14 protein-coding genes are annotated in these 19,378 nt (G+C 62.7%); 8 read left to right on the top strand and 6 right to left on the bottom strand.

Annotated features, from left to right (window positions below):
- Positions 1-3: 3 nt before the first annotated feature.
- The 4 genes from HWE17_RS11320 to tatC all read left to right on the top strand — a co-directional run bounded on the left by HWE17_RS11320 (position 4) and on the right by tatC (position 2,026).
- Entirely contained in the window at positions 4-375 is a 372-nt protein-coding gene (locus HWE17_RS11320) for a histidine triad nucleotide-binding protein (protein WP_176388818.1), read from the top strand.
- Between the two features lie 80 nt (positions 376-455).
- Positions 456-692 (top strand): Sec-independent protein translocase subunit TatA, encoded by a 237-nt coding sequence (tatA, locus tag HWE17_RS11325; RefSeq protein WP_034780931.1) that lies wholly within the window; start codon positions 456-458, stop codon positions 690-692.
- A gap of 48 nt (positions 693-740) precedes the next feature.
- Entirely contained in the window at positions 741-1,274 is a 534-nt protein-coding gene (gene tatB, locus HWE17_RS11330; protein WP_176388819.1) for a Sec-independent protein translocase protein TatB, read from the top strand.
- Complete coding sequence (gene tatC / locus HWE17_RS11335) at positions 1,271-2,026, top strand: twin-arginine translocase subunit TatC (protein WP_035823092.1); 756 nt, start codon at positions 1,271-1,273, stop codon at positions 2,024-2,026. Before tatB ends, tatC begins: the two co-directional genes overlap by 4 nt.
- A gap of 82 nt (positions 2,027-2,108) precedes the next feature.
- Here tatC and HWE17_RS11340 read toward each other — a convergent pair whose 3' ends face one another.
- The 5 genes from HWE17_RS11340 to HWE17_RS11360 form a co-directional block, all read right to left on the bottom strand.
- On the bottom strand, positions 2,109-2,576 hold the full coding sequence (locus HWE17_RS11340; RefSeq protein ID WP_176388820.1) for a hypothetical protein: 468 nt from the start codon (positions 2,574-2,576) through the stop codon (positions 2,109-2,111).
- A gap of 171 nt (positions 2,577-2,747) precedes the next feature.
- Entirely contained in the window at positions 2,748-4,607 is a 1,860-nt protein-coding gene (locus tag HWE17_RS11345; RefSeq protein ID WP_176388843.1) for a DUF885 domain-containing protein, read from the bottom strand.
- A 169-nt stretch (positions 4,608-4,776) separates the two neighbouring features.
- The gene (locus HWE17_RS11350) at positions 4,777-5,265 is read right to left on the bottom strand and encodes a hypothetical protein (RefSeq protein WP_035823090.1); all 489 of its coding nucleotides are present in this window, start codon (positions 5,263-5,265) and stop codon (positions 4,777-4,779) included.
- Positions 5,266-5,320: 55 nt separating this feature from the next.
- Positions 5,321-9,502 (bottom strand): DEAD/DEAH box helicase, encoded by a 4,182-nt coding sequence (locus HWE17_RS11355; RefSeq protein ID WP_176388821.1) that lies wholly within the window; start codon positions 9,500-9,502, stop codon positions 5,321-5,323.
- Positions 9,499-11,442: a prolyl oligopeptidase family serine peptidase gene (locus HWE17_RS11360; protein WP_176388822.1), complete on the bottom strand. Its 1,944-nt coding sequence runs from the start codon at positions 11,440-11,442 to the stop codon at positions 9,499-9,501. The genes HWE17_RS11355 and HWE17_RS11360 overlap by 4 nt, the downstream gene beginning before the upstream one ends.
- Before the next feature lie 198 nt (positions 11,443-11,640).
- Here HWE17_RS11360 and hemE point away from each other — a divergent pair, with 198 nt between their 5' ends.
- Both hemE and HWE17_RS11370 read left to right on the top strand, forming a co-directional pair.
- Positions 11,641-12,726: a uroporphyrinogen decarboxylase gene (gene hemE, locus HWE17_RS11365; RefSeq protein ID WP_035823084.1), complete on the top strand. Its 1,086-nt coding sequence runs from the start codon at positions 11,641-11,643 to the stop codon at positions 12,724-12,726.
- Between the two features lie 841 nt (positions 12,727-13,567).
- A complete protein-coding gene (locus tag HWE17_RS11370; protein WP_176388823.1) occupies positions 13,568-15,619 on the top strand; it encodes a primosomal protein N' in 2,052 nt (683 codons plus the stop codon).
- 1 nt (position 15,620) lies between these two features.
- Here the strand turns inward: HWE17_RS11370 and HWE17_RS11375 are convergent, their stop codons facing one another.
- Positions 15,621-16,511 (bottom strand): ArgP/LysG family DNA-binding transcriptional regulator, encoded by an 891-nt coding sequence (locus tag HWE17_RS11375; protein WP_176388824.1) that lies wholly within the window; start codon positions 16,509-16,511, stop codon positions 15,621-15,623.
- Between the two features lie 129 nt (positions 16,512-16,640).
- Here HWE17_RS11375 and HWE17_RS11380 point away from each other — a divergent pair, with 129 nt between their 5' ends.
- Positions 16,641-18,089: a dihydrolipoyl dehydrogenase gene (locus tag HWE17_RS11380; RefSeq protein WP_176388825.1), complete on the top strand. Its 1,449-nt coding sequence runs from the start codon at positions 16,641-16,643 to the stop codon at positions 18,087-18,089.
- A gap of 166 nt (positions 18,090-18,255) precedes the next feature.
- A complete protein-coding gene (locus HWE17_RS11385) occupies positions 18,256-19,377 on the top strand; it encodes an HD-GYP domain-containing protein (RefSeq protein ID WP_369681722.1) in 1,122 nt (373 codons plus the stop codon).
- Position 19,378: the final 1 nt, after the last annotated feature.

Here is a 19,378-nt window from a genome sequence, read left to right on the forward strand (position 1 = left end):
TACGTGGATAACTGTATTTTCTGCAAGATTGCTGCAAAACAAATTCCTGCGTCCATCGTGTATGAGGACGAGGACTTGCTGGCCTTCAAGGACATCAACCCGGCCGCCCCCGTGCACCTGCTGCTGATCCCGAAACGCCACGTGGCCACCCTGTCCGACTGCGACGACAGCCATACGGACATGCTGGGCAAGCTGCTGCGCCTGGCGCCGAAACTCGCTGCCGAGTTTGGCTGCGCGGTCACGTATGACGCCGATGGCACGCCTGCCGGCGGCTTCAAGACCATGCTCAACAGCGGCCCGAACGGCGGGCAAGAGGTGTATCACCTGCACATGCATGTGTACGGCGGTCCCCGTCCCTGGCGCGGTCAACACTGATTTCGCTGCGCGCCGGGTTCACGTGTATACTACCGGCATTGGTTGACGCTATTCGGGCACCGTCCCGCAAGGAGAATGTGATGGGTTCATTGAGTATTTGGCACTGGGTAATCGTTCTGGTCATCGTCATGCTGGTCTTCGGCACCAAGAAACTGGGCAATATCGGCGGTGATATCGGCAAGGCCGTCAAAGGCTTCAAGGATGGCGTTAAGGGCGAAGATGACGCCCCGGCAGCCAATACCCCTCCTGCTGCGCCATCGCAAGTGGCCGACAAAAGCACCATCGACGTCGAGACGAAAGAGAAAAGCAAGTTCTGATAGCGTGGCGGGGCGCTTGCCTCGTCCGGTAACAGCCCTTGTCCGCTTATGATCGATCTCGGTCTCTCTAAAATCGCCATCATCGGCGTGGTTGCGTTGATAGTCATCGGCCCTGAAAAGTTGCCGAAAGTGGCGCGCATGGCCGGTACTCTGTATGGCCGCGCGCAACGCTACCTGAACCAGGTGAAATCCGAAGTCTCGCGCGAAATTGAAATGGAAGAGCTGAAAAACCTGCAGAAGGAAGTGCAGGATGCGGCCCATTCCGTCAAGCAAAGCGTGGAGAAATCCATGCATGGCGTGGAAAACTCGATCTCCGGCAACCTGGCCGAGGTGGAAAACGCCTGGCGCGGCGATTCGAGCGCGTATGATGCGCATCACGATGCCCATGAAGCCATGCTGCGCGCCACCAATGACGACCTGGCCCGCAAGGCGCGCGAATTCCGCCGCAAGAAGCTGGTGCGCAATTCCGCCATCCCTGGCTGGTACAAGCAGCGCCACGGCGGCAAGCTGCACGTGCAATCGGCGGCCGCCCGCGTGGCGCGCTTCCGTCCGCGCACCAGTTCCTCCTCCTTTTACTCATGAGTAGCAAATCCCCGGTGGAAGAAACTTTTATCTCGCATCTGGTCGAGCTGCGCAACCGCCTGGTCAAGGCCTCGATCGGTATCGCCGTCGTCTGCGCCGTGCTGTTTTACTGGCCCGGTCCTTCGCATATCTACGATTTTATTGCCGCGCCGATGATCGCCTCGCTGCCGGCCGGCTCGAAAATGATCGCCACCGGTGTTATCTCGCCCTTCCTCGTGCCGATGAAAGTGACCCTGGTGATCGCCTTCATCGTCGCCTTGCCCTGGGTGCTGTACCAGATGTGGGCGTTTATCGCCCCCGGCCTGTACACGCATGAAAAACGCCTGATCGCGCCGCTGGTCATCTCGTCTTCCCTGCTGTTCATGGCCGGCGTGGCCTTCTGCTATTTCTTTGTGTTTGGCCGCGTCTTCCACTTCATCAGCGACTTTTCGCCCTCGTCGATCGCGGTGACGCCCGATATCGAAAACTACCTCGATTTCGTCATGTCGATGTGCCTGGCCTTTGGCGCCACCTTCGAAGTGCCCGTCGTGGTGGTGATCCTCGTGCGCATGGGACTCGTGTCTATCGCGAAACTCAAGGAAGTGCGTCCCTACATCATCGTCGGCGCCTTCGTGATTGCCGCCATCGTCACGCCGCCGGACGTCGTCAGCCAGTTCTCGCTGGCCATCCCGATGTGTTTGCTGTTCGAGCTGGGCCTGCTGGTGGCGCCCATCTTCGTTAAGGCCACGCAGGCGCCGGAAGAAGCGTCCTAGACGGTCTACAATACTCGCAAGCAAAAGCCGCTGACCTCCTTCGGGAGCAGCGGCTTTTTTTGTCAGGAAAGTTGCTAGGTGCTCACTGCAGCATCAGTTTGCTGAGTATGCCCAGGTTGAGCAGGATCAGGGTGCTCATCATCCAATAGACGTGTTTCATGTCCGCGCCATGGCGCAAGTCCAGACGTTCCAGGTGGGCGTCGAATGTGTGTTCCAAGGCATCTAATTTGGTATCGAATTTGTGCTCCAGCGCATCTATCCTCGTATCGAGTTTCAGGTCCAGCGCATCGATCCGGGTATCGAGCCTGAGCTCCAGCGCATCGATCTTCAATTCCAGGGCACCCACCTTGGTATCGACGTTGTGCGCCGCCAGCTTGATTTCCCCCAGCAGATTGCGCTCCAGCGCCGCCAGTTCGCCATGCACGACCACGGCCGAGCCCAGTACTTCGCCCAAGGCCGTGGCATGGGCTTCCGCCTGCTGCGTGGGCACGCCGGCCGAGGCGAGGCGTTTGGCGTAATCGAGGGTGTCGAACTGGATGGGCATATGCATGGACGCTCCTGAATCCAGCGTAGCAGGAAAATCGGCAATTGCCAGTGAGGAGTGCGGTGGCGCCTGCCTTCCCGTCAGCTTAATGGACCGGCATGCCGGTAGTTTGCGATGGCGCAAACGCATGCAAAAAGGGCGCCGCAGCGCCCTTTGCAAGGTATGAAGGCGTACCGCTTAATTCATCAGTTCCTTGATGACTTTCACGGGCGCGCTGCCGTAGCTGAGGAATTGTTCGTGGAAATCCTTCAGCACGAACTTGTTGCCCAGCGCCTGCTTGCGCTGTTCGCGCAAGTCCATGATTTCGCTGTAGCCGCTGAAATAGCTGGTCAGTTGCACCGAGCTCAGCTGCACGCGGCGCCATTTTTCCTTGGCTTCACGCTGGGTCTGGAAGGCCTGGCGCGTCAGCAGGTCGAGCGCTTGCGCTTCCGTCATGCCCAGCACGTGCACGCTGTAGTCGAGGATGGTGTTGGTGACGCTGCGCAAGTTCCACTTCGAATACATCAGCCACATTTCCGGCGCATTGTTGCCATAGCCCGATTCGAGCATCATGCGTTCGCCATACACGGCCCAGCCTTCGATCATGGCGCCGTTGCCGAAGATGGATTTGACCAAGGACGGCGACTTGTTGGCGTAGACGAGCTGCGTGTAATGGCCGGGGATGGCTTCGTGGATGTTCAGGATCTGCAAGATCCAGTGGTTGTATTCGCGCAAGCTGCTTTCCGCCTGTTCCGGCGTTTCGCCATCGAGCGGCGTCACGTTGTAATAAGTGCGGTCCTGCGGGCGGTACGGACCTGGCGCCTCGATGCTGGCGCCGGCCACGCCGCGCTGGTAAGCGGGCGTTTCACGAACGACCAAGGGCTTTTTCGGGTCCATCGTCAGCAGGTTGTGGCTGGTGACCCATGCCTGCAGTTCGGGAATCTGGCGGCGGATTTCCGGCACGAAGTCGGCGGCCGCCACGTGGTTGCTGGACAGCTTGTCGATCACCATGCCGATCTTCGCCGTGCGGTCCGCCGGCTTGGCCGTGGCGCCCATGGTTTTCACCCACAGCTCGTCGGACAGGCTATCCATGTGCTCGAGCAGCTTTTCGCGCGCGGCCAGGGCTTTCTGGTACATCTGCTCGGCGCTCACGCTGGCCTGGATATCGTAGGCGAATTTCTGTTCATACAGCTCCTTGCCGATGCGGAAGGAGCGCGCGTTGCCGTTCTGCGCCAGCGCCGCATCTTGCTCCGTCAGCCAGGCCGCGTAGCCTTGCACGGCCGTGCGGGCCGCGGCGATGCGCGCGTTGTACAGCTGTTTTTCCGTTGGCGTCAGGATGGAGCCCTGCGCCGTCTTGTTCAGGTCGTCAAGCACGCTGAGCACGCCGGCGCTTTGGGCGATGGCCAGTTGTGTGTGTTCGCGCGTGGGGTTGACGATGCTGGCGCGCGCGGCCGCATAGTATTGCGGTACGGTGGCGATGCGCTTGAGCAAGGTGCGCAGGCGTTGCGGCTGGGCCGCGTATTCCGTGTTCAGGATGAAGTCGATGGAACCGGCCACGTTGTACTGGGCGGGATTCCATTCGAATTCGCGGAAGGTGGTCAGATACCAGCGGTCCGATTGCAGTTTATTCGTCAGCAAGGCCAGGTCGGTACGTTGCTTGTCCGACATTTTGCCGGCATTCAGCTTGCCGAACTTGCCCAGCCACTCTTCGATGAAGGCCAGTTGCTTCTGGCGGCTGGCCGCGTCGGGAATGCTCAGGTTGGCGGCGCCATCGTACTTGCCGACGGAAATTGCGCTTTCCGGGTCCAGGCGCCACAGGGCCGTGAGGAACTGGCCGCTGAGGTTATTCATGGAACGGTCGCTGCTGTTCTCGCTGGCGACGGCCGCGACCGTGGCTGCCGTGGCAGCCGTGACGACGGCCGCTTTCTTGCCGACGGTTTTCTTCTTGCTGCTGCTGGTGCTGGCCTTGCCGTTTTTCTGCGGCTTCTTGGCGGCGCTGGCCGGTGTCAGGGTAAACGCCATCATCAATGCGGCGAGCGCAACTTTATTTTTTATCAGCATAGTTTATCTCTTGAATATTTTGTCGTTTGTCCTCATCAGAAAATAATAAACTGATAATATAAGTAACAAACAACTATTGAAAGGTTGGCCTTGCTTGCCTGGGCGGCCCAAAGATTAGCATTAATTGCCGCCGCTGCGCAGTTTTTTGCGCCGGGAGCGCGCGGCGCTAGACGACGATGGCGTTGCCGTGCAGCAGTTCCTGCTGACGCGCATTGATGGCCGCCACGGCATCCTTGCCGCGCGCCATGCCGGTGGCGTGGATTTCCGTTTCCTGCGTGTAGCGCTGGCTGACGCGCACCGTGTAGGACTGGAACAGCCAGCTCCAGAAGTTCGTTTCATAGACGGCTTCATCCATGTCGCGCCATTTCACGCCCGTGAGTTTCTTTTTCCACGGCAAGATACCGGAGGCCAGCCACACGCCCGCCTCATCGAGGTACAGCTGGTAGCTGCGTATCGTCAGCAGGCGGTAGCCAACGATCAGGGCCGAGCCGATCAGCACGACGAAGGCGGCGCGCGCGTTGTACTTGAAGGCCAGCGGCAGGGCGGCAAAAAACAGCAGCACGGCAATGAGGAAAGTGCTGACGTAGGCGGTCCAGGATTTGCCGCACAAAAAAGTGGCGCGCTGGCCGGCGCTGGTGGCGATATAGTCGGTCATGGGGCAGGAAAGAAAAACGGAAAAACGATCATCGCATGGAACGCGGCTTCGCCGTTCATTTTTTCAACCCCTCTTGGAGCATGCCCAGCATGTCATGGGCCGACATGCGCGCGGCGGCGTCGCTGCCTTCCAGCAGGCTGTCGGCCAGGTCGCGCTTGTGCTGATGCAATTCGACGATGCCTTCCTCGATCGTGTGCTTGGCCACCAGCCGGTAAATGGTGACGGGACGCAATTGCCCCATGCGGTGGGCGCGGTCCGAAGCCTGGTCTTCCACGGCCGGGTTCCACCACGGGTCCATGTGGATCACGTAATCGGCGGCCGTCAAATTGATGCCCATGCCGCCCGCTTTCAGGCTGATCAGGAAAACGTCGCCCTCACCCGCCTGGAAGGCATCGACGCGGCGCTTGCGCTCCTGCATCGGCGTGCTGCCGTCGAGATACTGGTAACTGACGCCATGCTGCTCCAGGTGCTGGCGAATGAGGGTCAGATGGTCGACGAACTGGCTGAAGACGAGCACCTTGTGGCGGTTTTCCAGCAAGCCCGACAGCAACTGGGCGAACGCGGCCAGCTTGCTGCTGGCCAGACCCAGCTCGGGCGCCACCAGTTGCGGATTGCAGCAGGCGCGGCGCAGCTTCATGATTTCCGCCAGGATCTGGATGGCCTTCTTGGATGCCGGCCCTTCCACCATGGCCAGCTTTTCCAGCGCTTCGCGGCGCAAGGATTCGTACAGGGCCGTTTCCTGCGGTGACAATTCCACCTCCAGCACGATTTCCGTGCGCGACGGCAATTCCGACAGCACTTGCGTCTTCGTGCGGCGCAGGATGAAGGGCGCGATCAGGCGGCGCAGCCGCAGGCGCGCGCCGGCCGCCGCCCGTTTATCCTGATCTTTCTCAATGGGACCGGCGAAGCGCAAATTAAACTGGTCCAGGGTCCCCAGCAAGCCGGGATTGATGAAGCGGAACAGGTTCCACAGTTCGCCCAAATGATTTTCCAGCGGCGTGCCGCTGGCCACCATGCGGAAGTCGCCCTGCAGGGCCATCACGGCTTGCGAGCGCTTGGTGGCGCCATTCTTGATCGCTTGCGCTTCGTCGAGCACGATCGTATGCCAGCGCACGCCGGCAAACAGCGCCGCTTCCTGCTGCAGCAAGCCGTAGCTGGCCACCACCACGTCGAAGGGCCGCAGGGTGTCGAGCATGTCGGCCCGGTCACCGCTGCCGAACAGTTTGATGTTCAAGGTGGGCGCGAAGCGCTGCGCTTCACTGATCCAGTTCATGCACACGGACGTGGGGGCGACGACGAGGGTGGGGCCGTTGGGCGCGCGCGCCAGGATCAGGGCCAGCGCCTGCAAAGTTTTACCTAAGCCCATGTCGTCGGCCAGGCAGGCGCCCACGCCCCAGTGCGCCAGGCGCGCCAGCCATTCGTAGCCGGCCAGCTGGTAGTCGCGCAAGTCCGCCTGCAAGGTGCTGGGCAGCTGCGGCTGATAGTCATCGAGGGCGCGCAGGCGCAGCAAGTGTTCGCGCCACAATTTGTCGGCCTTCACGCCGCCCGCATCGTTGGCCAGCTCTTCCAGCGCGAAGGCGGCCAGTGGGTGGATGTGCACGCCATCGGCATGCGCTTCGCCATACGCGGCCAGCTCGGACAGCCGACGGTGCAATTCGTCGCTGAGCGCCAGGAACTGGTTGTCGCCCAACGCCACGAAGCGGCTTTTATTGTTCTGCATCAAATCGAGCAGGGCGCGCAAATCCATCACCTTGTCTTCGTCGATCTGCACTTCGCCGCTGGCGGCAAACCAGTCTTTTTCGCTCTTGATGTTCAGGCGCATCTGGCCGCTGTCGATGCGTTTCGACACGCGCATGGTTTCGCCTTCCGGCCACGCCAATACCATGCCGGCGGGATCGAGCGCCTGCAGCTCCACCAGCAATTGCAAGCCCAGCGCAGGCTGGCCCAGCAGCCACTCGCCATGCTCTTCTTCCGCCTCTTCCAGCACCAGACATTTCCCGATGAGCTGACGCTGCGCTTCGCGTTCCGCATTCAGGTCGCGCCGCGCCTGCACGGCCCGGCCCGCCACGTCGGCAAACACGCTTTCGGCGCCGCTGCCGGGCGCGTAATAGGCGCCGTTGTCGAGCAGCGGGCGGACCAAGATCTGCATTTTCAGGCCTTGCTGGTAGGGCAGCAGGTGCACGTGCAGGCGGTGGTCGGCCGTGATCGCTTCCGCGTCGCCGGCGCCGCCGCCAATATCGGACTGCACCGTGACCATGGACGAGATGGCGCCGATGGCCTGCATCACCTGTTTTTCCGCATGCAGGGGCACGGACAGGCCCAGGCCCACGATGGCGCCGATGCGCCGGTGCTCATCGAGGATATGTACCACGCGCAAGCGCGTCGGCGTCTCGCGCTGCACCACGACATTGCTGCCGTTGTCGGGCAGGGGCGGCTGCATGCCCAGCCACAGCTGCCCCTCGTGGGATTTGATCAGGAGTTCCGGCGCGCCGGCGATCAGTTCCACTCTTGTGTCGGGGTGATCGAGCCAGAAGACGAGCGGGTGGCCCACCAGCAAGATGGCAGCCTTGTCCAGCTCGACTTCATAGCGCGGTGCCGACGAATAGTATTGTTTAAAAGGCGCGATGCTGCCCGCCGCGCGCGCGTCCTGCGGCGTGAGGAAATCGATGTCGCCCGCCTCTTCGGCCAGGCGTTTCAAGCCCATGGCGCGGCCTTTGCTCCAGCCGCCGCGCGCATCGCGTTTCTGCTCGCGCACTTCCACGGCCGTGAGGCCGAAGCGCGGGTCGAATGCCACCAGCCAGACGAGGCGCGAGACGCCGCCCAGCGCTTCGGCGGGCGCGTTCTGCTGCAGGTTGATCAGCGCGCTCAACTGGCGCTGCCACGCTTCCTGGCGCTCGAACCACGGCGCCATGTCCGTCAAGCCATGTTGCGCCCGTTTTGCCGTGGCATAACGCTCCTGCTGCGGCTCGCCCATCAAGCCCAGCAAGCCGGCCGCCTGCGCGGCGATCAGGTCGTAGCCGGCCGCGTCCGCCTGCTGCACCAGCGACCGCAGCTGGTCCTTGCGTTCGCTCAATTGCGGTAGCGCCAGCCAGTAGTACAGCAAGCCCTGGAACAGTTGCGCCTGCAGTGCCGTTTCCCAGCTGCGCGTGGGGATGCTTTCCGCCAACTGCACGCCGGCGCGCACCAGGCGCAAGGTATTGAGTTGCTGGTAGACGATGCTGTCGTGGTTGGGCTGTGCGTGCAGGGCGATATCGAGATAGGTTTCCGCGCTTTTCAGCAGCTTGGCGTCGTTGCCGCGCAGCAGTGCAAGTACATACAGGTGGCCGCCGATGCCCGTAAAGCACAGCTTGCGCTTGCCTGCTTCCTTGCGCAGCCCTTTCAGGGCCGTCTCGAAGCCTGCCACGGCCTGCGCATGTTCGCCGCGCAACAGGGCAATGCTGCTGTCGACAAACAGCGCTTGCGGCCCCTGCTGGCCCGCCAGGTAACGGGCGGCCGCGTCGAGTTCGCCGCATAGCAGGGCGTCTTCGGCCAGGGCCAGCGGCAGGGCGGCGCCGATATGGTCGCCTGCGGCCGCCTGGCGCGCATGGTGGGCGCGCGCGTACGTGCGGATGGCGTGCGCCGTGCCTGGTTCACGCGGGGCGTTGCCCAGCAGCACGGCGAGGATGTCATCTTGCAGTTGCGGCATGACGAAAGACAACATTTCCGGCTCGAATGGCCGGCCGAAAATCTCGATCAGCGGATGCAGCTGCTGCGCTTCATAGCACGCCATGCAGGCGGCGAGAATGGCGGCCACGTGGCGCACCTCGTCATTGCGCAACAGGGCGATGCGCAGGCGCGCCACGCCTTGCCGGTAGCTGCGCAATTCCACATAGCCATCCCAGTTGCGGCGCACGGGGTTGATCAGCTCGATAGCCTGGCACAGGTCGCGAAACACCAGGTGCTCGATGGCCGCGCGCATGGCAGGCCAGCGCAGCCTCGCTTCGCAGGCAAAACCGCGCCCCACCACCTCGCTGGCCAGCGCCAGACGCGTCAGCCGCTGCAGCATATTGGTCACCACCAGCAGGGAAAACGGCGTGCCATCCGGCTCGACGACATTGGCGCGCTGCAAGTGTTCATACACGGCATGCTTGCCCACCGGTTCGCCTGTGATGGCCAGCAGGGCCAGGATCATCTGTTCATGCTGCTCCAGGGCGGCGAATTCGTCCAGCAGATGTTGTTCTACATGTTGCTCGTTCATGCGGGCAAATTGGCGATATGCACGGGCGGCTCGCCGGCCGCCACGGGCAGGCCGAACACGCGCTGGTAGAAATACAGTTCAGCGTCCAGCGTGCGCACGATGTTTTCCGCCTTGCGGAAGCCGTGGCCCTCGCCTTCGAGCGGCACGTACGCGACGGGCACGCCGCGCGCCTGCAGGGCGTCGACCATCAGCTGCGATTGCTGCGGCGGCACGACCTTGTCATCGAGGCCCTGGAAGAAGATCATCGGGCGCGACAGTTTATCCGTGTGGTGGATGGGCGAGCGCTCAAGGTACAGGGCCTCGGCTTGCGGCTGCGACGCGATCAGGTAATCCGTGTAGCGCGATTCGAACTTGTGCGAATCGTTGTCCAGGCCCTTCAGGTCGGAGACGCCATAGTAACTGGCGCCCGCCTTGAAGACGTCGTGGAACGTCAATGCGCACAAGGTCGTCAGGCCCCCCGCGCTGCCGCCGCGGATGATCAGGCGTTCCGGGTCGGCCAGGCCGTTGGCGGCCAGGTAGCGCGCGCCGGCGATGCAGTCTTCCACGTCGACGATGCCCCATTGCCCGCGCAGCGCGTCGCGGTATTCGCGGCCGAAGCCGCTGCTGCCGCCATAGTTGACGTCGAGCACGCCGATGCCGCGGCTGGTCCAGTACTGCGTCGCCAGCTTTAATGTATTGCTGGCCATGCTGGTGGGTCCGCCGTGACTGATGACAATGACGGGCGGCAAGGTTCCTGCCAGCGCCTGCACGTCAGTGTTGTGCGGCGCATAGAAGAAGGCGTGCGCCGTGCGGCCATTGCTGCTGGCAAAACTCAGGCTGCGCGGCACGGACAGATAAGCGAGCGCAGGCAGGGCCGTGATCGACTGCGCCAGCACTTCCAGCTCGTGGTTAGACAAATCGATGCGCGCCAGTTCCAGCGCAATGGTGGGGCTGCCGCCCAGCAGCGCGACGAAGCCGGGGCCCACGCGCAGTTCGCGGATTTCCTGGTACGGATGCGGAATCGGTTCGAGCTTGGCCGCCGCCACGTTCAATTGCGCCAGGTAGCTGACGCCGGCCTGGATATACGTGCAGACGATCTCGTCGTCGGAAAGGAAGCCGTACATGCTGCCGCCAAAGGTCCAGTGCGGCGTGGCAAATTCCGCTTCCATCGGGCACAGGGCTTCGATGTCGGCGCCATGCAGGCGGTACAGATTCCACCAGCCGCTGCTGTCGGAGACGAAATGCAGCAAGCCGTTCGGCGACCATTCCGGCTGGCAAATCGACTCGCGCGCGCCGCCGGCGATCAGGCGTGGCGAACCGAGGCTGCCGTCCGCGTGCACGTCGGCCAGCCACAATTCCGTGCCTTGCCACGGCAGGCGCGGGTGATCCCAGCTGATCCAGGCCAGCTGGCTGCCGTCCGGCGACAGGCGCGGCGCCGCATAGAAATCGTGACCGCGTGCCAGCACCGTTTCGCGTCCGTCGAAGCCGACGGCGGCCAGGCAGTTTTCCGGCTGTGCATGGCCTGCTTCCGGATGCTGCTCGCGCACGGCGATCAGGCGGGAACGGGCCGCGTCGACAACGAAATCCGCGTGGCGCGTATTGCCGCCCGTGGTGAACGCTTCGGGCATGGCGTCGCCGGCCACACGGTACAGGCAGTTGTCGGCGAAATGCGAGAAATATACGCTATCGCCGGCCACGGCATATGCGCCGCCGCCGTATTCATGCACGCGGGTGCGCACATTGAACGGCGCCGGCGTCAGTTCATCGACACGCGCGCCGCGCTGGCGCAGCAGGGTGTTGCGGCCCGCTTCGCTGGCGCGTCCGGCCAGCCAGAATACATCGGCGCCATCCGCACCGCCCAGGGCCAGCTGCGTCAGCGGCGAGGCGCCGGCGGCGACGATGGCCGCGCTGATCGGCGATGGCCAGATGCCATAAGGGGTGCTGGATGCGGTCGAGGTCATGCGGGCTCCGTGTAGTGAGGGGATCAAGGGTCGCCAGGCAGGGTCAGGGCGCGCGGCGGCGTGCATCATCATAATGGAAGGGCTGGCACAACGAAAGTCATCGGTGTGCGTGGCAAATGCTGCAAAGCGGCACCGGAATCAATGATTTGGCGGCGATTGGATGCGATAATACCGCTTCTTCAAGCTCGATTGCCTGCCATGCCACAATTTGCTCCGCTCCAGAATGATACTTTCCTGCGCGCCCTGCTGCGCCAGCCGACCGAGCACACGCCTGTCTGGCTGATGCGCCAGGCGGGCCGCTACCTGCCCGAATACCGCGCCACGCGCGAGCGGGCCGGCTCCTTCCTGGGCCTGGCAAAGAATCCCGATTACGCGACCGAAGTGACCTTGCAGCCCCTGGAGCGCTTCCCGCTCGATGCGGCCATCCTGTTTTCCGACATCCTGACGGTGCCCGACGCCATGGGCCTGGGCCTGTATTTCGCCGATGGCGAAGGGCCGAAGTTCGAGCGTCCGCTGCGCACGGAGCAGGACGTGAAGGCATTGCAGGTGCCGGATCTGGAGTCGCTCGACTATGTTTTCAAGGCCGTCACGCAAATCCGCACGGAACTCAATGGCCGCGTGCCGCTGATCGGTTTTTCCGGCAGCCCGTGGACCCTGGCGTGCTACATGGTGGAAGGCGGCGGCTCGAAAGAGTTCCATACCATCAAGAAGATGCTGTACAACCGCCCGGACCTGATGCACCACATTCTGGCGATTAACGCCACCTCCGTGGCGCAGTACCTGAATGCGCAAATCGATGCCGGCGCGCAAGCCGTGATGATTTTCGACTCGTGGGGTGGTGCGCTGGCCGATGGCGCCTACCAGGAATTCTCGCTGGCCTACATGCAGCAAGTGGTGGCGCAATTGAAACGCGACAAGGATGGCGTCAAGATTCCCGCCATCGTGTTTACCAAGGGCGGCGGCCAGTGGATCGAGCAGATCGCCGACATCGGCGCCGATGCCGTGGGCCTGGACTGGACCGTCAACCTGACGCGCGCGCGCCAGCTGGTCGGCCATAAAGTGGGCTTGCAGGGCAACCTCGACCCGGCCATCCTGTTCGCCAGCCCGGATCAGATCCGCGCCGAAGTGGCGAAAGTGCTCAACGCCTTTGGCGCGCCATCGGCTGGCACGGGCCATGTATTCAACCTGGGCCATGGCATTTCCCAGTTCACGCCGCCCGAATCCGTGGAAGCCATGGTGGAAGCCGTGCACAGCATGAGCCGCGCCATGCGCAGCGGCCAGTAAGTATCCGTTTTCCCCTGGCGCAGGGGCGGAAAAGGCAGGCTTTCCAGCGGAAGCCTGCCTTTTTCTTTGCTTCGCCCTAGCAAGAAATACCGACTTATGCACAATTTTTTTTGCTGCGGAAATAAGAGGCAGCGTCAAAGCCATGCCCGGAGAGGCTCTGCAAGTGCTTGATTATTAAGACTTAAAAAATGCATTGTCCGACGGACTTTGTTGCTATTGATAAGGTTATTCTTTCGTTCGCCTGCCTTATTCCTTCATTGTCCACAAAGTTATCAACAGATTCTGTGGATAAAATTGAAAAGTATTTTGTTAACCGATACTTAGCGTCGATGTTCAGGTTTCACCTGAAGTGCATGTTGCAGTGCATGATAATTGAACAATGTTTCGCCGCCCGGCAGCAAAAAACGAACGCTTGCCCGGCAATTGTCAACTTTGCCGCATGCCGCCGCTGTTTTTCCCGCTCGGGCGCCGAAAAACGCCGCTGATTTCTGTATAAATACATTACAAATGGTTCAGTTATGCACAGCGGCGGAAATGCCCCCCGGATTTCCAGCCTCCCGGGCATCAATTTTTAAGCCATTGATTTTAAATGCTTAATTTTTCTTGCGTGCCGCTCTTGACGGCGATCGAAATTTTCTATCCACATTTTTCTGAAAGTTAATTTTGCTTTGTCCACAAAGTTATCCACAGAATTTTCTTCAGGCACGATGACACGCTGTCGCGCCTGCCGTTAGGTGTTTGATGGGTGAAACAAGTATCATGGCCCGCTGGCTTGATGCCGGACATCCCGCGCGCCATCGATCCTGCGGCGCGCTTTTTTATTCAGATAGGCCCACCTTCCATGTCGCAGTGCATTTTGACGTCGTGCATCCTGAAAATCGCGCTCGACACGCCCTTGAACGCCCTGTTCGATTACCGCTGGAACGCGGCGATGGATGCGGACGTCGCCGCGCCGTTGCCGCAAGTGGGGCAGCTGGCGCTGGTACCGTTCGGCCGGCGCGAAGTGATGGGACTGATCGTCGGCATCTCAAGCAGCACCGACGTGCCCGCCGCGAAACTGAAGGACGTGCTGGCCGTGCGCAGCCAGCTGGCGCCCTTGTCGGAGCAGTGGCTGGCGCTGGCCGCCTTTGCCGCCGATTACTACCAGCGCCCGCTGGGCGAGGTGGCGCTGCCGGGTTTGCCGAAGAATCTGCGCGTGCTGACCACCGTGGCGCTCGACCGCGCCATCAAGAAGCTGGCCAAGCTGGCCGATGCCCACGATGGCACGCCGCTGAACATGCCGGCACTGAATACCGCCCAGCAGGAAGCGGCGGACGCCATCGGCGGCGCCCGCGGTTTCAAGCCGACCCTGCTGTACGGCGTGACGGGCAGCGGCAAGACGGAAGTGTATCTGCAAGCGTGCGCCCAGGTGCTGGCGCGCGAGGACGATGCGCAAATCCTGATCCTGGTGCCGGAAATTAACCTGACACCCCAGCTGGAAGGCAATATCCGTGCGCGCTTTCCCGGCGTCATGCTGGCGACCCTGCACAGCAGCCTGTCCGAAGGCGAGCGCATGCTGCACTGGCTGGCCGCCCACCAGGGCCAGGCGCGCATCGTGCTCGGCACGCGGCTGGCCATCCTGGCGTCGTTGCCCAAGCTCAAGCTCATCGTCATCGACGAGGAGCACGACCCATCCTACAAGCAGCAGGAAGGCTTGCGTTATTCCGCGCGCGACCTGGCCGTGTGGCGCGCCTGGCAATTGCAAATTCCCATCGTGCTCGGTTCGGCCACGCCCTCGCTGGAAAGTTGGCACCACGCGCAGACGGGGCGCTACCGCAAGCTGGAATTGCGCGAGCGGGCGGTGAAAAATGCCGTCTTGCCACGCGTCAAGATCCTCGACATGGAGCGCGACAAGCCGAAAGACGGCCTGACATCGCACTTGGTGGCGGCATTAAAACTGCGCATGGAGCGCGGGGAGCAGTCGTTGCTGTTTCTGAACCGGCGCGGTTATTCCCCCGTCATCTGTTGCGAATCGTGCGGCTGGATCAGCAATTGCACGCGTTGCACCTCGTTCATGGTGCTGCACAAGCCCGAACACCGCTTGCGCTGCCACCATTGCAGCCTGGAATTGCGCATTCCCCGCCATTGTCCCACCTGCGGCAACGTCGACCTGCAGCCGCTGGGACGCGGCACGCAGAGGGTGGAAGAGGGCTTGCAGCAATTGTTTCCCGAGGCGCGCATCTTGCGCATCGATGCCGATTCCACGCGCAAGAAGGGCAGCGCGCAGGAAGCGTTCGACACCGTGCACCGGGGCGAAGTGGATATTCTGATCGGCACGCAGATGGTGGCCAAGGGCCACGATTTCAAAAAGCTGACCCTGGTCGGCATTTTGAATCCGGATACGGCCCTGTTTTCCCAAGACTACCGGGCCAGCGAACGCCTGTTCGCGCAGCTGATGCAGGTGGCCGGCCGCGCCGGGCGGGCCGCGCAGACGGAAGGGGGCAGCGTCAGCGAAGTGCTGATCCAGACGCGCTATGCGCGCCATCCGCTGTACGACGCCGTCGTCAACCACGATTACGACCACTTCGCCACCACCTTGCTGGAAGAGCGCGCGCAGGCGGCGCTGCCGCCCTACCTGTTCCAGGCCCTGCTGCGCGCCGAGGCGCCCGAGCTGGCGACCGCTATCGAGTTCCTGCAGGCAGCCAAGGAATGCATGGCACACCCGCAAGTGACCATCAATGACCCGATTCCCATGAGCATGACGCGCGTCTACAACGTGGACCGCGCCCAGTTGCTGCTGGAATCGCCCTCGCGGCCGGCCCTGCAGGCGTTTTTAAAAGAATGGCTGGCGGAACTGCGCGCCATGAAGTCGCGCGTGAAATGGTCGCTGGAAGTCGACCCGCTGGATATTTAAATCAAATCAGGTAGTCGCGCGCCGACTTGACGATCTGCTCGGACAGCAGCTTGGTAAACGGCGTGTCCAGGGTCCATGCATGCCAGCTCAGCGGCACGTCCAGGGTGCTGCCCGGCATCAGATCCACGAGACGGTCAGTTGCCAGCGCCTGCGCGGCCAGGCGCTGCGGCATCAGGCCATAGGCCAGGCCATCCTGGACGCAGCCGCGGCGCGCCGCTTCCACCGGTAAAGTATGGTGCGGAAACGGTTCGCGCAGGTTCAATTGTTCAGCGAGGAAACGCGCCAGCAAGCCGTGCTGGCCCACGACGGCCGGCGCCAGTTGCACCGCCTCGGCAATAAAACCATCGCCGAACCAGTGGCCGGCAAACACGGGTGTTGCCACGCACACATAGCGCAAGGTGCCCAGCGGCGTGACGCTGGTGGCGGCCGCCGCGTCGATCGCTGTGCCGGACTCGGCTGCCACGCAGCCAAACACGGAGCCGTCGCGCACCATTTGCAAGGCGCTGTCGCTGTCGGCCAGGCGCACATCGAGCTGGCAGCGCGGCGGCGCCAGCAGGGCGGACAAGGTGTCGGGGAACCACGTGGCCAGGCTGTCGGCGTCGATGGCGATGGCGATTTCCGGCATGCTGACGCTGTTGCCCAGGTCGATGTCGAGCGACGCTTCCATCAGCTTGACGTTGCGATGATGCACGATCAGGCGCTGGCCCAGGCCCGTCGGCACGGCTGGTTGGCCACGGATGATCAGCAATCGCCCGCTGGCGTCTTCCAGCGCCTTGATGCGCTGCGAGACGGCCGACTGGGTGATGCCCAGCGCCAGGGCAGCCTTGTCGAAACTGCCATGGCTGGCGACGGCGTCCAGCACGGCCAGCGCGCGATAATCGAGTGATCCCATTAGCTCAGCTTATAAATTTTGAAAATGATTAGTTATACTAATGCATATATTGCTGCAAAGTAAAACCTTATTTTCGGCAAACGGGTAGTATCGAACGCTGTGAGCAACCTCGGTGGGATGGATAGCACGATGAAAACACTACAAGTGGATGTGGCCGTGATCGGCAGCGGCACGGCCGGCATGACGGCGCACAAGGCGGCGCGCATGCAGGGCAAGCGCGTGCTGATGATCGAAAGCGGACCGTACGGCACGACCTGCGCCAGGGTGGGCTGCATGCCCAGCAAACTCTTGATCGCGGCGGCCGAGGCGGCCCATGCCGTGGCTGCCGCGCCCGGTTTTGGCGTGCATCCGGGCCCCGTGCGCATCGATGGCCGGCAAGTGATGGCCAGGGTGCGCAGTGAGCGCGACCGTTTTGTCGGCTTCGTGCTCGACGGCGTCAACGCCATCCCCGAGGAAGAAAAACTGCGCGGCCATGCGCGTTTTATTTCCCCCGGAACATTGCAGGTGGATGAGCACACGCTGGTGGAAGCGGCCAGTGTGGTGATCGCCACCGGTTCCACGCCCATCGTGCCGCCCGAGTGGCAAGCGGCCGGTGAGCGTGTCATCACCAGCGACGCCGTGTTCGAATGGACGGATTTGCCCAGCTCGGTGGCCGTGGTCGGCAGCGGCGTCATCGGCCTGGAACTGGGCCAGGCGCTGGCGCGGCTGGGCGTGCGCGTGACCCTGTTTGCGCGCGGTAATAAAGTCGCCCAGCTGACGGACCCGCTGGTGCTGCGCGAGGCGGATGCCGTGCTGGCGCGCGAACTCGATATCCGTTTCATGACCAAGGTCGCGCACATGGAAAAAACGCCTGACGGCAACGGTATCCTGCTGACCAGCAGCGATGGCGCCGGCGTGGAAAAAACCGAGCAGTTCGAGTATGTGCTGGCCGCCATCGGCCGCGCGCCAAACGTGGACAAGATCGGCCTGGAAACGGCGCAAATCGAGCTCGACCGCCACGGCATTCCCCGGCATGACCCGCACACCATGCAGTGCGGCAAAAGCGCCATCTTCATCGCCGGCGACGCCGACAACGAACTGCCGCTGTTGCCCGAGGCGGCCGACGAGGGCCGCATCGCCGGGGAGAACGCGGCGCGCTTTCCTGACGTCAAACCTGGCTTGCGCCGCACGCCGTTGGCGATTGCCTTCACGGAACCGCAGATCGCCACCGTGGGCGCCACGTACCAGCAATTGTGCGTGAGCCACGCGGGCCGTTTCGCCGTCGGTGCCGTGTCGTTCGGTAACCAGGGCCGCAGCCGCGTGATGCTGCAAAACCAGGGCTTGCTGCGCGTGTATGCGGAATTCGGCAGCAAGCGTTTTCTCGGCGCCGAGCTGATCGGCCCGCGGGCGGAGCACCTGGGCCATTTGCTGGCCTGGGCATGCCAGGCGCAGCTGACGGTGCCGGCCATGCTCGATATGCCGTTTTACCACCCCGTCATCGAGGAAGGCGTGCGCACGGCCTTGCGCGAGCTGGCGCTGCACCTTGAAAAAGACCCGGAACACGCGCCCGGCTGCGCCGACTGCACACCGGGACCTTGAAGGCAACTTTATGATTTACATAATTTTGTAGACAAGCTCACATGATTGCGCGATCATCGCTGCCACATTGAAATATTGATTAAAAGCAAAAAACATTTCAATTGGTATATGCCGCCCATGCCGTAATGGTAAAAAGGGTAGCGGCTGGCGATGACACGGAGACGATGTGAAAATTCGGCGCATTTATGCGGGAGAACTCGCCCTGGGCGTGGCCCTGCCCTGGGACGTGCATGGCGAAACGGGCAGCTTGCTGGCCAGGCTGGGCCATGTCATCAGCAGCGAAAACCAGATCGCATTGCTGCTGGCGCGCGGCGTCATCGCCGATACCAGCGCCGACGTGCCGCGCACGGCCACGGAAGCGCCGTCGGCCCTGCGCATGCTGAACCTTGTCACGGCCGGCCTGGCCCTCGTCTTGCCGGCCATTGCCACCGGGCAGGCGGGCAGCCATGCATCCCTCGCGCCGCTGGCGCAGCTGGTGGAAGAGGCCGTTGCACTGGACGCCGATGTGGCGCTGGCCTGCATCCTGCACAACCAGGGCGCGGGCGACTTTGCCGTACGCCACAGCGTCGACACGGCCGTCATCACGGCCCTGCTGGCGCGTGCTCTGAAACTCGATGATGATGTTGTGCGCAGCGTGGTGCTGGCCGCGCTGAGCATGAATGTGGGCATGCTGGAACGCCATGCGGATTTCCAGCACAAGGCGGGGCCGCTGGACGCGCAGGAACGGGCCTATTTGCGCGCCCATCCGCAAGCCGGTGTCGACCTGCTGCGCGCGGCGGGCGTGACGGACGCCGTCTGGCTGCAGGCCGTGCTGCAGCACCATGAAAATATCGATGGCAGCGGCTATCCGCTGGGCACGCAAGGCGAGGCGATCGGCATCGGCGCCCGCCTGATCATGCTGGCCGACCGCTATTGTGCGCGCGTCTCGAAGCGCAGCTACCGCCAGCCCTTGCTGCCGAACGTGGCCCTGCGCGAAATGCTGATGGCCGACAAGGCTACCCTCGATGCGCCGCTGGCGTCGCTGCTGGTGCGCGAGCTGGGCATCTATCCGGTCGGCACCTTCGTCAAACTGCTGAATGGGGAAATCGGCGTCGTCACACGCAAGGGCTTGAACGCCACCACGCCGCACGTGCAGTCGCTGGTCGGCCCCCGCGGCGCGCGCCTGGACGTGCCGCTGCGGCGCGATACGCGCGTGGACTTGCACGCGATTCGCGAAGTGCTCAGCGCGGAGCAGGCGGGACTGCAGTTTCGCCCCGATCAGCTGTGGGGCCGCAGCGCCAGAGTTTGAT

The sequence above is a fragment of the Janthinobacterium sp. BJB401 genome, from assembly GCF_013372745.1.
GTDB classification, from domain to species: domain Bacteria; phylum Pseudomonadota; class Gammaproteobacteria; order Burkholderiales; family Burkholderiaceae_D; genus Janthinobacterium; species Janthinobacterium rivuli.